Genomic DNA, 14,651 nt, shown 5'->3' on the forward strand with positions numbered 1-14,651 from the left:
CATATGTTGTAATGTTGACACTAGCACTTTATGTGCGTCGAAGATCAAGGAAGCGTTGCTCTGATTTACGGCCCTGTACAGAATGTATTGACTTCTATGTTGTGCATTAGACGTGCACGTTTTTCAGTACGTGAGCAGTATAAGAGCAAGCTGAAGAAAGTGATTCACAGCTTTAACCTTCCCAGACTTTTTGAACAACCTCTACTATAGAAAGAAGGACGACCTCGAGGAGGTGGACGTATTGAAAAAACCAACATTTCAACCAAATAACAGAAAACGTAAAAAAGTGCATGGCTTCCGTGCCCGCATGAGTACAAAAAATGGGCGAAAAGTATTGGCTCGCCGTCGTCGTAAAGGAAGAAAAGTATTGTCAGCATAAGGCCACTGAAAAGTCAGTGGCCTTTTTTCCACTTACCAATTGCAAATTTAAGCAATGCGGAGTGAAAAAATGAAGAAAGCATATCGAATTAAAAAAAATAATGATTTTCAGCTCGTATTTAAAAAAGGAAAATCGACTGCGAATCGCCAATTTGTTATATACATATTAAAAAAACCAAAACAGAAAAATTTTCGTATTGGTTTATCTGTAAGCAAACAAATTGGAAATGCTGTAACTCGCAATCGTGTCAAACGTCTCATTCGTGAAACGTTTAAAGAGTTAAAAGCAGATTTACCGAATGAATATGATTTCGTTGTCATAGCAAGAAAACCAACTGCAACGATGAATTTTTACAATGTAAAAAGTAGTATCGTTCACATTTTAAAGCTTGCAAAATTGTTACCAAAAACGTACGGTCAAGGTAAGCAACGACATAGAGGGGGACGATTATGAAAACCGTTATGCTATCAATCATTCGGTTTTATCAACGGTATATTTCACCTATGTTACCTCCGACGTGCCGTTATCAACCAACTTGTTCTCAATATGGGATGGAAGCGATTCAATATCACGGAATTATAAAAGGCACATGGTTAATGATTAAACGGATTTCACGTTGCCATCCATTCCATCAAGGTGGCTTCGATCCAGTCCCATTAAAAGAAGAAACGAAAATGGATAAGAAGTGATTCGTTTGTTAAGGAGGATTTATGCGTGAGAAAAAAAGTCATCATCGTTTTTGCCTTATTGGCACTTGTCGTCTTAACAGGTTGTACAGATTTGAGTGATATTAATGAAGAGAGTACAGGAATTTGGAATGAATGGTTCGTTTTTCCACTATCTCAACTATTAATTTGGATGGCTGATTTTTTTAGTGGAAGCTTTGGACTAGCCATTATTATCGTTACGATTATTATTCGACTCGTGTTATTGCCACTTATGATTCAGCAAACGAAAAGTTCAAGAGCGATGCAAGCCATTCAACCTGAAATCGAAGAATTAAGAAAAAAATATAGTTCAAAAGATCAGAAAACGCAGCAAAAACTTCAACAAGAAACGATGGAACTTTTCCAAAAGCATGGGGTCAATCCGCTTGCTGGATGTTTGCCGATTTTAGTGCAAATGCCAATTTTAGTTGCATTTTATCATGCGATTATGCGAACAGCTGAAATTAAAGAACATACTTTTTTATGGTTTAGTCTCGGGTCGCCAGACTATATTCTTGCATTGTTAGCAGGGATTACGACGTTTACACAACAAAAAATTATGATGGGTCAAGCGCCACCGAACCCGCAAATGAAAGTAATGCTTTACATTATGCCGATTATGATTGTGATTTTTGCGATTAATTTCCCAGCTGCTTTATCGTTATATTGGGTAATGGGTAACTTATTTATGATCGTACAAACACTCATTATGTATAGGCCACATGTTCAGACTGAGAGTAAAACAACGGGAGGGGCGAAAAAGTGAAAAAAATAACGGTCACAGGGAGAACGGTTGAAGAAGCGATTGAACAAGCGTTAACCCAGTTAAATGTAACCATTGACCGTGTAGAAGTGACAGTAATTGAAGAAGCGAAGAAAGGTTTTTTAGGACTAGGTGGCAAACCAGCTGTCGTTGAAGTGAAGGAACTTTATGATCCGATTGAAGAAGCAAAAGCTTATTTACATACTGTCATCACAAAGATGGGAATCTCTGTTACCATTCAGCAAAAACAAGAAGAAGATGGCATTGTATTTGAATTAATGAGTGATAAAGTTGCAATTTTAATCGGGAAACGCGGTCAAACGTTAAATGCACTTGAATATTTAACTAATCTAGTATTAAATCGGAAATCTAAATCGTATAAACGTATTTTCCTCGATGCAGAAAACTATCGTGAACGTCGCAAACAAACGTTAATTGCACTTGCCGAACGTCAAGCGGATAGGGCCATTCGGTTAAATCGCAACATATCATTAGAACCGATGCCTGCGAAAGAACGCAAAATCATTCATACAGCGTTACAAGATAGAGAAGGGATAACGACAAATTCTAAAGGGGAAGGCAGCTACCGTCATATCGTCATTTCTCCGGTTTCTTCTCAATAAAATTATCGTTATTTCTAAAGCTCCTAGAAAGCTCACATTGCTTTTTTAGGAGTTTTTTATATGCTGTTATATTTGGCAATGTCTCGTTTATTTTTAATATCATTTAATTAAAAATGATTCAAACTGTAAATAAACAGTTGTATAATTTGCTTTTTTTTGTAAAAATCGGGTAAACTGAGTAAGATTAAAAGGGGAAGTTATCAACAGTGGATAACTATTCACTAGTACTGATTATGCACGTATCCACTATCATTAGATATTTCACATAACGATTATCAATAAAAAAGAGGTGAAAACTGCAATGGACCATAGTACGATTGCAGCGATCTCCACACCGATGGGAGAAGGTGCAATTGCCATTGTTCGTTTAAGTGGTAACGAAGCGATTGAAATCGCTGATCGTATCTATCGAGGACTTCATTTGCTAAAAAGCGTTGATTCTCACACGATCCATTACGGTCATCTCGTCGATTCAAATACAGGTGAAGTGATTGAAGAAGTGATGGTTTCCGTTATGAAAGCACCGCGTACATTTACACGTGAAGATGTCGTTGAAATTAATTGCCACGGAGGCCTTGTTTCAGTGAATCGTGTGTTACAACTTGTATTAACGAACGGAGCGCGACTAGCCGAACCCGGTGAATTTACAAAACGCGCTTTTTTAAATGGTCGCATCGATTTATCACAAGCAGAAGCGGTTATTGATTTAATTCGTTCGAAAACAGACCGTGCAATGACCGTTGCTTTAAACCAAATGGAAGGCCGATTATCAAAACTCATTCGTTCATTGAGGCAAACGTTAATTGAAACGGTTGCACACGTTGAAGTGAATATTGATTATCCGGAATATGATGCAGAAGAGATGACTCAACAATTGTTGCTAGAAAAAACAAACGAAGTGAAGATTGAAATTGAAAAACTAATTACGACATCTAAGCAAGGAAAAATATTACGTGAAGGACTAGCAACCGCGATTGTCGGGAGACCTAATGTTGGAAAATCATCGTTATTAAATAGTTTCGTTCAAGAAAATAAAGCAATAGTTACTAACATACCTGGAACGACTCGCGACGTCCTTGAAGAATATGTAAACGTTCGTGGCGTACCTTTAAAATTAATTGATACAGCAGGGATTCGCGATACAGAAGATGTTGTTGAAAAAATCGGGGTTGAAAGGTCACGACAAATATTAAATGAAGCAGACTTAATTTTACTCGTGTTAAACAATGCCGAACCGCTAAGCGAAGAAGATGAAGCATTAATTCAAGCGACAAAACAACATAAAACGATAATTATTGTGAATAAAACCGATCTGCCGCAAAAAATAAACCTTGAAAGAGTGAACGATCTCGCTGGAGAGACTCCGATTATATCAACATCGTTAGTAAACGAAGAAGGCGTTTATCGCCTTGAAGAATCGATTGCGAACTTGTTTTTTACAAGCGGAATTGAAACGCAAGATATGACGTACGTTTCAAACTCGCGACACATTGCTTTGTTGAAACAAGCAAAACATGCTATTGAAGATGCAATTTCTGCATTAGAAGAAGGCATGCCGATTGATATGGCGCAAATCGATATTACGAGAACGTGGGAGTTGCTCGGTGAAATTATCGGTGACACTGTGTCAGAAAGCTTAATTGATCAACTTTTTTCACAGTTTTGTTTAGGAAAATAAATGTACACAAGTGTCTTAGAACCGGATATAAATATAAATCTATGTTTGTAGAAACGTTAGTTTTATCTCACCCTGTATGTATTAAGAAGAGTAATTGACATTTAAGGAGTGAATGAAATGGGATACAACGCAGGTCATTACGATGTCATCGTTGTCGGTGCAGGCCATGCAGGCTGTGAAGCAGCACTTGCAGCCGCACGGATGGGAGCAAAAACGTTATGTTTAACGCTAAACCTCGATACGATCGCATATATGCCGTGCAATCCTTCTGTAGGCGGACCAGCGAAAGGAGTCGTCGTCCGTGAAATCGATGCGCTCGGCGGTGAAATTGCAAAAAACGTTGATAAAACGCATATTCAAATGCGTCTTTTAAATACGAGAAAAGGTCCTGCTGTACGGGCACTGCGTGCACAAGCAGATAAAGTAATGTACCAAATGGAAATGAAAAAAACACTTGAAAATACGGAAAACTTAACGTTACGTCAAGCGATGGTTGAACGGCTTATTGTGGAAGAAGGAATTTGTAAAGGAGTTGTAACGAAAACAGAAGCGGAATATTATGCTGATGCTGTTGTCATTACGACAGGTACGTATTTGCGCGGAAAAATTATTATTGGGGAACTTGAATATGAGAGTGGACCAAACAATATGCAGCCTTCCGTTAATTTATCATATGCTCTACAAGATCTTGGTTTTGAAATAGTTCGTTTTAAAACGGGAACTCCCCCACGTGTCAACCGCAATACGATTGACTATTCCGTCACGGAAATTCAGCCAGGAGACGAAGAACCGCGTGCTTTTTCGTATGAAACGACAGAGTTTAATACGAATCAATTGCCATGTTGGTTAACGTATACGAGCCCAGAAACACACGAAATTATCCAAGAGAATCTTCATCGTTCTCCGATGTATTCTGGTGCGATTGAAGGGACGGGAGCGCGTTATTGCCCTTCGATTGAAGATAAAATTGTACGATTTAACGACAAGCCTCGTCATCAAATTTTTCTTGAACCAGAAGGAAGAGAAACAGAAGAAGTGTACGTGCAAGGACTTTCGACGAGTTTGCCAGAAGATGTACAACGCAAACTTATTTGGTCTGTTCCCGGCTTAGAAAAAGCAGAATTTATGCGTGCTGGATATGCGATTGAATATGATGCGATCGTACCAACGCAGCTTTGGCCATCACTAGAAACAAAAAAAGTTGAACGTCTTTTCACAGCAGGGCAGCTTAACGGAACGAGTGGATATGAAGAAGCGGCAGCTCAAGGGATTATTGCTGGAATTAATGCCGTTCGTAAAATTCAAGGAAAAGAACCGTTCGTCCTCGCTCGATCTGATGCTTATATCGGCGTCTTAATCGATGATCTTGTAACAAAAGGGACGAATGAACCGTACCGTTTGTTAACTTCACGTGCGGAATATCGTTTACTGCTTCGTCATGATAATTGTGATTTGCGTCTAACAGAGAAAGGCTACAAATTAGGCTTAATTTCAGAGGAACGTTATGAACGTTTTCAAAAGAAAAAAGAAAAAATTGAAACAGAAATTAAACGGCTTCATTCAGTCGTTGTAAAACCGAATAAAGAAACGAACGATATTTTAGAAGCGAACGGAGTAAAGACGATTACGGACGGTGTAAAAGCATCCGACTTATTAAAACGCCCAGAAGTGACATATGAAATACTCGCAAAAATAGTACCTTCAGAACAATCACTTGGCGAAGAAGTAGAAGAACAAGTGGAAATTCAAATTAAATATAAAGGTTATATTGACAAGCAACTGCAACAAGTTGAAAAAATGAAAAAAATGGAAAACAAAAAAATTCCAGACGATATCGATTATTTTGCGATTCCTGGAATTGCGACCGAAGCGAAGCAAAAGCTTGATGAAGTTCGTCCACTATCTGTCGGTCAAGCGTCGCGAATTTCCGGAGTTAACCCGTCAGATATTTCAATTTTGCTCGTCTATATTGAGCAAGGTAAAATTGCGAAAGTAGTAAAGTGAGTAGAAAACGATGAATGAACAACAATTTCAACGACATGTAGAAAAAATTGGATTGAAGATAACGACTAAACATTTAGAACAGTTTTCCATATACTATGCAACATTAATAGAATGGAATAAAAAAATGAATTTAACTGGTATAACGGAAAAAGAAGAAGTGTACGAAAAACATTTTTATGATTCGCTTAGCGCATCGCTTGCGATTCATTTTCAAGACGTTAAGCGAATTTGTGATATCGGGGCTGGAGCAGGGTTTCCAAGTATTCCGCTCGCCATTTGTTTTCCGCATTTGCACATAACGATTGTCGATTCACTAAAAAAACGAATTACTTTTTTAGAACATCTCATATCGAAATTAAAACTTGACCATGTTGAACTTTTTCATGACCGTGCTGAAACATTTGGCCGCAAGCGAGAGATGCGTGAATCATTTGATGTTGTGACAGCGAGAGCAGTTGCGAAATTGTCTGTATTAAGCGAACTCTGTTTGCCGTTAGTGAAGAAAAATGGTATATTTCTCGTCATGAAAGGTCCAAAAGTTAGCAAAGAAATTGCTGAAGCTGAACGCGCACTTTCGATACTCGGAGGGATTGTTACGAAAAGAGTTGAAACCGAATTACCAATCGAAAAAAGCGAGCGAAATATACTCGTCATTGAAAAAACAAAACAAACACCGAAACGCTATCCTCGCAAGCCCGGTATGCCAAATAAAGAGCCATTATAACGAAATGTTCCACGTGGAACATTTCGTTATTTTCACGAAGACGGCAAGAAGGACTAGCAGGAAAAAAGCAAGTGTGAGAGAATAAACTAAGTAGGATATTGCTGTCTCGAAGGGGGTGGAAGTTTTGAAATCTTCCATATCTCGTTTTTTTGGTTTGGGAGAAAAAACTTCTGAAGAAGAGATAAATAGAGATGAAGTGTTACAATTGCCTATGGATGCTATTGTTCCAAACCAATTTCAACCGCGAACGGTTTTTGACGATGATAAGATTGAGGAACTCGCACAAACGTTAAAAACCCATGGGATGATTCAACCGATCGTCGTTCGAAAAGCAGGAGAAGGCTACGAAATTATTGCTGGTGAACGTCGTTTTCGTGCTGTTAAAAAACTAGGATGGGAAACGATTCCTGCAATTATTCGTGAATTCAATGATTCTCAAACTGCTTCTGTTGCTCTGATTGAAAACTTACAACGAGAAGAACTGACAGTGATTGAAGAGGCTATCGCTTATGAAAAGTTAATTGAAATTCACGGTTTAACTCAAGAAAGTTTAGCACAGCGGTTAGGAAAAGGGCAATCAACGATCGCAAATAAACTTCGCCTGCTTAAATTGCCAGAACAAGTACAAGAAGCATTATTGAAAAAGAAAATTACGGAAAGACATGGTCGTGCACTTATGAGCTTGAAAGAAGAAGAAAAACAACTTCAACTCTTAAACGAGATTATTGAAAAACAGTTAAATGTAAAACAGACAGAAGAACGAGTAAAAGAAATGACAGCAAGCAAACAAAAAAAGCAAGCTAAACCACGTAAAAAAGCGATAAGTAAAGATATGCGCATTGCGGTTAATACGATTCGTCAGTCGATGAATATGGTGAAAGAAAGTGGTCTTTCAATCGAAATGGAAGAAGAAGATCACGGTGATTACTATCAATTTTTAATTCGAATCCCTAGAAAGAAATAAATTGCATGTATTTAATTTTCATAGATTGTAAGGGATGTATGTATAGAGGTAGGTGACAACGTGGGAAAAACGCTAGCAATCACAAATCAAAAAGGAGGAGTCGGGAAAACGACGACGTCCGTTAACTTAGGTGCTTGCCTTGCGCATCTAGGTAAAAAAGTGTTGCTGATTGACATCGATCCACAAGGCAACGCTACGAGTGGAGTCGGCATCGATAAAGGCGATCTTGATAAAAGTATATATGATGTTCTTGTCGATGATGTTGCAGCAGACACCGTCATTCAGCAAACAAAAGTAGACAACCTTGATTTATTACCTTCAACTATTCAGTTAGCAGGTGCAGAAATTGAACTCGTATCGACAATTTCCCGAGAGATTCGCTTACAACGTGCGCTTGCAAAAATTGAACAACATTATGACTATATAATTATCGACTGTCCGCCTTCATTAGGACTTTTAACGTTGAACGCACTTACAGCCTCTGATTCCGTTTTAATTCCAGTACAATGTGAGTACTATGCACTTGAAGGATTAAGTCAATTACTCAATACTGTTCGATTAGTTCAAAAACATTTAAATAAAAATTTAATGATCGATGGCGTTCTTTTAACAATGTTTGATGCTCGAACAAATTTAGGCATCCAAGTCATTGAAGAAGTAAAAAAATATTTTCAAGATAAAGTATACAACACGATCATTCCTCGAAATGTTAGACTAAGTGAAGCACCAAGCCATGGAGAACCGATTATCGCTTACGATTCAAAATCAAAAGGAGCGGAGTTTTATTTAGAACTTGCAAAGGAAGTGGTTGAAAGTGGCTAGGAGGTTAGGAAGAGGCATCGAAGCATTGATTCCTGTCCAAGATAGTGACACGATCGAAGAAGTTTACTTAAATCAATTGCACACAAATCCGTTCCAGCCACGTAAAGTGTTTGCGGAAGAAACAATTCGTGAACTAAGCGAGTCGATAAAAACTCATGGCATCTTGCAACCGTTAATCGTGCGAGATACTATAAATGGTTACGAAATTGTTGCGGGTGAACGGCGTTTTCGCGCAGCAAAAGCGATCAACTTAGAAAAAGTCCCTGTGATTATTAAAAAGCTTACTGATAACGAAATGATGGAACTTGCGTTGATTGAAAATATTCAGCGAGAAGATTTAAATCCTGTTGAAGAAGCGATTGCGTATCAGAAGTTAATGGAAGATCTTAATTATACGCAAGAAGAACTTTCAAAACGAGTCGGGAAAAGTCGTCCACACATCGCAAATCATATTCGCTTGCTCAATTTACCGTCAACTGTACTTGATTATATTGCAGACGGAAAGCTGTCGATGGGGCATGGACGAGCATTACTTGGACTGAAAGCAAAGAACAAACTGACAGAACTAGTCGCGCGAACGATTCGTGAGCAACTTAGTGTACGTGAACTAGAAAAACGCATTCAAACCTTAAATGTTTCACGTGGAACATCGGAGAAAAAACAAAACACGAATATTTATCGTAAACATGAAACTGTTTTAAAACGGAAGTTGAAAACGAATGTCTCGATAAAAAAAGGGAAAACAAAAGGGAAAATTGAGATTGAATTTTTATCTGATGAAGAGCTTGAACGAATTTTACGTCTCCTAAATAATGAATAAAAGCGTTGCAATAAAAACCATCTTAACGGTGGTTTTTATTTTTACGTATAGAAAGGATTGTCGTTCTAGCGATTATTTTATCAAGAAGTTTGGCGAGGGGGATTGAGATGATTTACTTTGACCATGCTGCTAGTTCCTACCCTAAGCCACCGGAAGTTGTGCAAGCCGTATCAGAAGCATTAACGGATTACGGTGCAAATCCAGGCAGGGGAAATTATGCGTTAGCAGAGAAAGCAGCAAATGTTATTAATGAAACGAGACAAGAACTTGCTCATTTTTTTGGTTTATCGAATCCAAATCGGGTCATCTTTTTTCAAAATGCAACGATGGCATTAAATCAAGCGATTTTAGGTTTCCCTTTTCAAAAACGTGATCACGTCATAACGACAACGTTTGAACATAATTCTGTGCGAAGACCACTTGAAGCATGTGTGCTAGAAAAGGGAATTGATGTAACGTATATACGTATTCGAGATGGAGAATTTCATGAAGAGAAATGGTCTGAAGCATTACGTGACAACACGAAACTGATTACTGTGACACACGCATCAAATGTGACAGGTGAATTAATGCCACTTGATGCGATTAGTCAATTTGCAAAACAACATAACATCCCGTTACTCGTCGATGCATCTCAGACTGCTGGTGTGCTCTCTATAAATATGGAAAAAATGGGAATTGATTTATTAGCATTTCCAGGTCATAAAAGTTTGCTTGGTCCACAAGGAATAGGCGTGCTACTTATCGGAGAAGAAGTTGAACTAAACCCACTTGTGTATGGTGGTACAGGCGCTCATTCAGAAAGTCGTAACCAACCGGAAGCATTACCGTATAAATTTGAAAGTGGAACGGTAAACACTCCAGGTATTGCTGGCTTATTAGCTGGATTGCGAGTCGTAAAAGAAAGAACACTTGAAGCGATTCGAAAGCATGAAATTGAATTAGCAAATGAATGTTTTCACCAGTTAAACATGATTGACGGCATTGATGTATACGGAAAAGCTGATGTTGGAGTTGTCGCGTTTTCAATAAAAGGAGTGGACAGTCACGAAATCGCAATGATTTTAGATCAACATTATCAAATAGCTGTTCGTGCAGGTCTTCATTGTGCACCGCTTGCACATGAACAGCTTGAAACGCTTAATACAGGGTTAATTCGAGTAAGTTTTGGTTTTACGAATACGAAAGAAGAAGTGGATACGTTCATCGATGCAATAAAAGAAATTAACCAATATTACTAGATTTCTGTTGTTTTCGTTTGGACAAACCGTATCGATTCACGTCGGTATAACGATAAAAATAAACTATCAGCAATAAAATCTGCCATCGACATGACGAGGTGTAAGCGTGTATTTTGCAAAACGATATGTTGCATGAATCCACTGACGTTTACGATACCAGTAATGTGCATATCGCCAACAGGCGGAAGCTGTTTATTTACACCTGCACCTGGTTTTACAGGTCCGTCGCTTGCAGAAATGATACCGATGCTTGAAAGTTTCCCGAGACAAGCATCAATTCCGATAATGAATGGATCGTGAAACGTTGACTCCACTTTTTTAATCGTGTCTTCTAAATTGAGTGCATGAACAGGTGATTCTAGCGTTCCAAATATATGATTGTTTGGAAATCTTCGTTTTAATTTCATGCCAACGAGTGGACCTAACGAATCCCCTGTTGATCGATCAGTGCCGATACAAATCACAACAACAGGTTGTTTTTTCGTCGGAATAAGGTTGTCTACAAAGGTTGCTAACTTCATAATCCCGCCACGCTCTTCGTGATGGATCCGGAATAGTTTGTCCTTTTTTTGAAAGAGTTTCTGATGAAGATTCATAGGATCCTCTCCTTTGTAATAGTAGTAACAGTATACGGTTGGATACTGACTTCTATACATAGATCATTCGTTTCTGGAGGGGAAAACGATGTGGCGAGCGGGATTCAAGTGGTTATTTTTAATTATCGGGACAACGATCGGAGCTGGCTATGCTTCAGGAAGGGAGTTATGGCAATTTTTTGGTCATGAAAGTGTACTAGCTATCTTTATTTTTATCATTTTATTTATGGTTTCTTGTCACGTCATATTATCCGTTAGTTATAAGTTAAGAACGGTTCACTATTTACCAGTATTAAAAACGCTACTTGGAAAACGAATGACAATCCTTTATGATATGATGATTATTCTTTATTTGTTTACGACGACAGCAGTGATGTATGCAGGGAGTGGTGCAGCATTAGAAGCGTTTCGTATCCCGTATTTTTACGGTATATGTATTAGTGCATTTTTTGTCATTATCCTATTTATTTGGCGTGCGGACGGTGTTGTTAGGATGAATGCGCTTCTCATCCCAGTTTTGATTATCCTTTTGTTGTTTACGTTAACTTATTTTTTATTTTCTCAAGAACAAGTATTTAATATGAATTGGCAACGACAATCGAATTGGAAAGCAGGCTTTATGTTTACTTCATTAAATATTTTGCCACTCGTCGCAGTTTTAGCAGCAATTGGTTCAAAAATAAATCACCGCGGTGAAATTTGGATCGCAAGTGTCGGCAGTGCGTTTCTATTAGGTGGGGTTACGTTTATTTACAATGAATCACTCATTCATGTTGCGGAAGAATTACTTTACATAGAAATTCCACTTTTTGCGATTTTAAAACACTACCCGTCATTTATGGCAGTGATGATGACAGTTTTATTATGGCTAGCAATTTATACGACAGCAGTTTCTGGTTTGCTCGGATTGACGAGTCGGCTCCAAAATAAAATGACATTGCCTTGGTGGCAGTTTGCTTTCATTTTGACGTTGCTTATGCTTCCGATTACTATTGTTGGCTTTTCGAATTTAGTCGCATTTTTGTACCCATTATATGGAATCGCCAACTTATATTTGTTAGCGGCATTACTCTTTCACCCGTTTGCAAAAAAACGTTCGAGCGGATGATGAGATTTTCTCTCATTTCATGGTAAGATAAGACTAGCGATATAGGAGGGATCGTATGTCTGACAAAGCGTTTGGATTACATGATGTCGTTGAAATGAAAAAACCACATCCGTGCGGCGAAAATCGCTGGAAAGTCATTCGGCTCGGTGCAGACATCCGGATTAAATGTATGGGCTGTGATCATAGTGTCTTAATGCCAAGAAGAGAATTTACGAAAAAGCTAAAAAAAGTTCTTGAACGTTATGCAGAAAATGAGTAGTGAGCGCTTGCATGAACGATGTGTGCTCACTATAATGAGAACGGTTATGATTGTACGTCTTTGATTGATGGGAAGGAAGTGGAGAAGTGTCATTAACTACAGGAATTGTCGGTCTTCCGAATGTAGGAAAATCGACATTGTTTAATGCTATTACACAAGCAGGTGCAGAAGCGGCGAACTATCCATTCTGTACAATTGATCCGAATGTTGGAATCGTTGAAGTGCCTGATGATCGTTTACAAAAGTTAACAGAGCTCGTCAAACCGAAAAAAACGGTGCCGACCGCATTTGAGTTTACAGATATCGCAGGAATTGTTAAAGGAGCAAGTAAAGGAGAAGGACTCGGAAACCAGTTTTTATCCCATATTCGTCAAGTTGATGCGATTTCACATGTTGTCCGTTGTTTTGAGGATGACAACGTAACGCACGTAGCTGGAACCGTTGATCCGATCGCAGATATCGAAACGATTAACGTTGAGCTTATTCTTGCGGATATGGAGACAGTCGATCGACGCTATGACCGTGTTCAAAAACTCGCAAAACAGAAAGATAAAGAAGCTTTAATCGAGTTTGAGGCATTGTCGAAAATTAAACAAGCGTTTGAAAATGATAAGCCCGCACGAAGTGTTGCGTTGACAGAAGAAGAAGCAAAAGTCGTTCATGGGCTTCATTTACTAACGATGAAACCAGTTTTGTACGTTGCGAACGTCAGTGAAGAAGATTTGTTGAATAACGGTGAAAATGAATATGTTCAAAAAGTGCGAGAATATGCGGAAGCTGAAGAAGCAGAAGTGATCGTCGTCTGTGCAAAAATAGAATCCGAGATTGCTGAATTAGAAGGTGAAGAGAGACAAGCTTTTTTAGAAGATCTCGGAATTAAAGAATCAGGACTTGATCAACTCATTCGTGCAGCATATAACTTACTCGGACTCGCGACGTATTTTACTGCAGGAGAAAAGGAAGTGCGAGCGTGGACGTTCCGCCGAGGAATGAAAGCCCCACAAGCAGCAGGAATTATTCATACTGATTTTGAACGAGGTTTCATCCGTGCTGAAGTCGTTTCGTTTGAAGACTTACGTGAAGCTGGTTCGATGGCAACAGCAAGGGAAAAAGGCAAAGTTCGTCTTGAAGGAAAAGAATATATTGTTCAAGACGGAGATGTTATACATTTCCGTTTTAACGTATAAGTAGCATCGAGAAGTATGAGTAAAATGTTTGTGGGAGAACATATGACCTCCCCATTCAATAGCGCGGTAGGATAGAAAGCTAAAAACATGAAAAAGAGACTCTCTTTTTATATGGTTAAGTTTGCACACCAAACCAAAAGGAGAGAGTCTCTTATGAAAAAAGATATCATGAATTGGCCAACATTGAAAGAAATTGAGCGAGATTTATTCAAAGTGCTGCAACACGCCTTTGCGGATGTATTGTCAAAAGTTTTAGAAGACCTTGATCAACAAATTACAGCCACCCGCGATAAAGGACGGTTTCGTTAGTCCCTCAGTCGAATCACTTGCGATGGAATTGGCCGTGTCAGGCCGTTCCTATCGCCATGCATCCTCCTCCTTAGAACAACTTTTAGGCTACCGGGTGATAAGCCACGAAGCCATCCGTCAGCGCATTCTCGAAGCAGAGGTATCTTTTAAAAAAGAAATGAAGCAGGAGTGCCGACTCTTATTTATTGAAGTAGACGGGCTGTATATTAAGCATCAGAGAGAGAAAAAAAGAGGCAGGGAGGAAAAAATTGCATCCGTTCATGAAGGGTGGAAAAGAATAGGGAAACGGGCTTCTCTCGTCAATAAACGGCATTTTGTTCACAAAGGGGAAGTGCCCTTCTGGGACAGCCTTGAGGAGTAAAAATTCTTCGAGATAATCATCCCCTAAATTTTGATAAATATGGGATAATTTAACTGTATTTATCGCTTTTTAGGGGGATTTCTGGATGGTTACAAGAAAAGAAAAA

At 38.7% G+C, this 14,651-nt stretch carries 18 protein-coding genes; 17 read left to right on the top strand and 1 reads right to left on the bottom strand.

Annotation, left to right across the window (positions count from 1 at the left end; all coding sequences use genetic code 11):
• The first annotated feature begins 241 nt into the window (after nucleotides 1–241).
• The 12 genes from rpmH to ABU914_RS12305 all read left to right on the top strand — a co-directional run bounded on the left by rpmH (nucleotide 242) and on the right by ABU914_RS12305 (nucleotide 10,725).
• Nucleotides 242–379 (top strand): 50S ribosomal protein L34, encoded by a 138-nt coding sequence (gene rpmH, locus ABU914_RS12250; protein WP_217222162.1) that lies wholly within the window; start codon nucleotides 242–244, stop codon nucleotides 377–379.
• Between the two features lie 69 nt (nucleotides 380–448).
• The gene (gene rnpA, locus ABU914_RS12255) at nucleotides 449–832 is read left to right on the top strand and encodes a ribonuclease P protein component (protein WP_379670020.1); all 384 of its coding nucleotides are present in this window, start codon (nucleotides 449–451) and stop codon (nucleotides 830–832) included.
• Nucleotides 829–1,068, top strand: a complete 240-nt coding sequence (gene yidD, locus ABU914_RS12260; protein WP_379670021.1) for a membrane protein insertion efficiency factor YidD — start codon at nucleotides 829–831, stop codon at nucleotides 1,066–1,068. The genes rnpA and yidD overlap by 4 nt, the downstream gene beginning before the upstream one ends.
• 25 nt (nucleotides 1,069–1,093) lie before the next feature.
• The gene (spoIIIJ, locus tag ABU914_RS12265; RefSeq protein WP_379670022.1) at nucleotides 1,094–1,852 is read left to right on the top strand and encodes a YidC family membrane integrase SpoIIIJ; all 759 of its coding nucleotides are present in this window, start codon (nucleotides 1,094–1,096) and stop codon (nucleotides 1,850–1,852) included.
• On the top strand, nucleotides 1,849–2,472 hold the full coding sequence (gene jag, locus ABU914_RS12270; protein WP_379670023.1) for an RNA-binding cell elongation regulator Jag/EloR: 624 nt from the start codon (nucleotides 1,849–1,851) through the stop codon (nucleotides 2,470–2,472). Before spoIIIJ ends, jag begins: the two co-directional genes overlap by 4 nt.
• A gap of 301 nt (nucleotides 2,473–2,773) precedes the next feature.
• Complete coding sequence (gene mnmE, locus ABU914_RS12275; RefSeq protein ID WP_379670024.1) at nucleotides 2,774–4,150, top strand: tRNA uridine-5-carboxymethylaminomethyl(34) synthesis GTPase MnmE; 1,377 nt, start codon at nucleotides 2,774–2,776, stop codon at nucleotides 4,148–4,150.
• A gap of 117 nt (nucleotides 4,151–4,267) precedes the next feature.
• Nucleotides 4,268–6,154: a tRNA uridine-5-carboxymethylaminomethyl(34) synthesis enzyme MnmG gene (mnmG, locus tag ABU914_RS12280; RefSeq protein WP_379670025.1), complete on the top strand. Its 1,887-nt coding sequence runs from the start codon at nucleotides 4,268–4,270 to the stop codon at nucleotides 6,152–6,154.
• Nucleotides 6,155–6,164: 10 nt separating this feature from the next.
• On the top strand, nucleotides 6,165–6,878 hold the full coding sequence (rsmG, locus tag ABU914_RS12285; RefSeq protein ID WP_379670026.1) for a 16S rRNA (guanine(527)-N(7))-methyltransferase RsmG: 714 nt from the start codon (nucleotides 6,165–6,167) through the stop codon (nucleotides 6,876–6,878).
• Between the two features lie 124 nt (nucleotides 6,879–7,002).
• On the top strand, nucleotides 7,003–7,842 hold the full coding sequence (gene noc / locus ABU914_RS12290) for a nucleoid occlusion protein (RefSeq protein ID WP_379670027.1): 840 nt from the start codon (nucleotides 7,003–7,005) through the stop codon (nucleotides 7,840–7,842).
• A 60-nt stretch (nucleotides 7,843–7,902) separates the two neighbouring features.
• Complete coding sequence (locus ABU914_RS12295) at nucleotides 7,903–8,664, top strand: ParA family protein (RefSeq protein ID WP_379670028.1); 762 nt, start codon at nucleotides 7,903–7,905, stop codon at nucleotides 8,662–8,664.
• Nucleotides 8,657–9,484, top strand: coding sequence for a ParB/RepB/Spo0J family partition protein (locus ABU914_RS12300; RefSeq protein WP_379670029.1), 828 nt, complete (start codon nucleotides 8,657–8,659; stop codon nucleotides 9,482–9,484). The genes ABU914_RS12295 and ABU914_RS12300 overlap by 8 nt, the downstream gene beginning before the upstream one ends.
• Nucleotides 9,485–9,591: 107 nt before the next feature.
• Nucleotides 9,592–10,725 carry an aminotransferase class V-fold PLP-dependent enzyme gene (locus ABU914_RS12305; RefSeq protein ID WP_379670030.1) on the top strand — a complete coding sequence of 378 codons (1,134 nt, stop codon included), beginning with the start codon at nucleotides 9,592–9,594 and terminating at the stop codon, nucleotides 10,723–10,725.
• Here ABU914_RS12305 and yyaC read toward each other — a convergent pair.
• Nucleotides 10,722–11,321, bottom strand: a complete 600-nt coding sequence (gene yyaC, locus ABU914_RS12310) for a spore protease YyaC (protein ID WP_379670031.1) — start codon at nucleotides 11,319–11,321, stop codon at nucleotides 10,722–10,724. The two genes, ABU914_RS12305 and yyaC, sit on opposite strands and share 4 nt — an antisense overlap.
• Nucleotides 11,322–11,409: 88 nt before the next feature.
• Between yyaC and ABU914_RS12315 the strand changes: the two genes are divergently transcribed.
• From ABU914_RS12315 to ABU914_RS12335, 5 genes are all read left to right on the top strand, one after another.
• A complete protein-coding gene (locus ABU914_RS12315; protein ID WP_379670032.1) occupies nucleotides 11,410–12,429 on the top strand; it encodes a YkvI family membrane protein in 1,020 nt (339 codons plus the stop codon).
• Nucleotides 12,430–12,484: 55 nt separating this feature from the next.
• Entirely contained in the window at nucleotides 12,485–12,688 is a 204-nt protein-coding gene (locus ABU914_RS12320; protein WP_379670033.1) for a DUF951 domain-containing protein, read from the top strand.
• A gap of 86 nt (nucleotides 12,689–12,774) precedes the next feature.
• Nucleotides 12,775–13,875 carry a redox-regulated ATPase YchF gene (gene ychF / locus ABU914_RS12325; RefSeq protein WP_379670034.1) on the top strand — a complete coding sequence of 367 codons (1,101 nt, stop codon included), beginning with the start codon at nucleotides 12,775–12,777 and terminating at the stop codon, nucleotides 13,873–13,875.
• Nucleotides 13,876–14,028: 153 nt separating this feature from the next.
• The gene (locus tag ABU914_RS12330) at nucleotides 14,029–14,184 is read left to right on the top strand and encodes a UPF0236 family transposase-like protein (protein ID WP_379670035.1); all 156 of its coding nucleotides are present in this window, start codon (nucleotides 14,029–14,031) and stop codon (nucleotides 14,182–14,184) included.
• Between the two features lie 22 nt (nucleotides 14,185–14,206).
• Nucleotides 14,207–14,545 (top strand): UPF0236 family transposase-like protein, encoded by a 339-nt coding sequence (locus tag ABU914_RS12335; RefSeq protein ID WP_379670036.1) that lies wholly within the window; start codon nucleotides 14,207–14,209, stop codon nucleotides 14,543–14,545.
• Nucleotides 14,546–14,651 lie beyond the last annotated feature (106 nt).

This window comes from Pueribacillus sp. YX66, assembly GCF_041725775.1.
Classification (GTDB): Bacteria; Bacillota; Bacilli; order Bacillales; family UBA6769; genus Pueribacillus.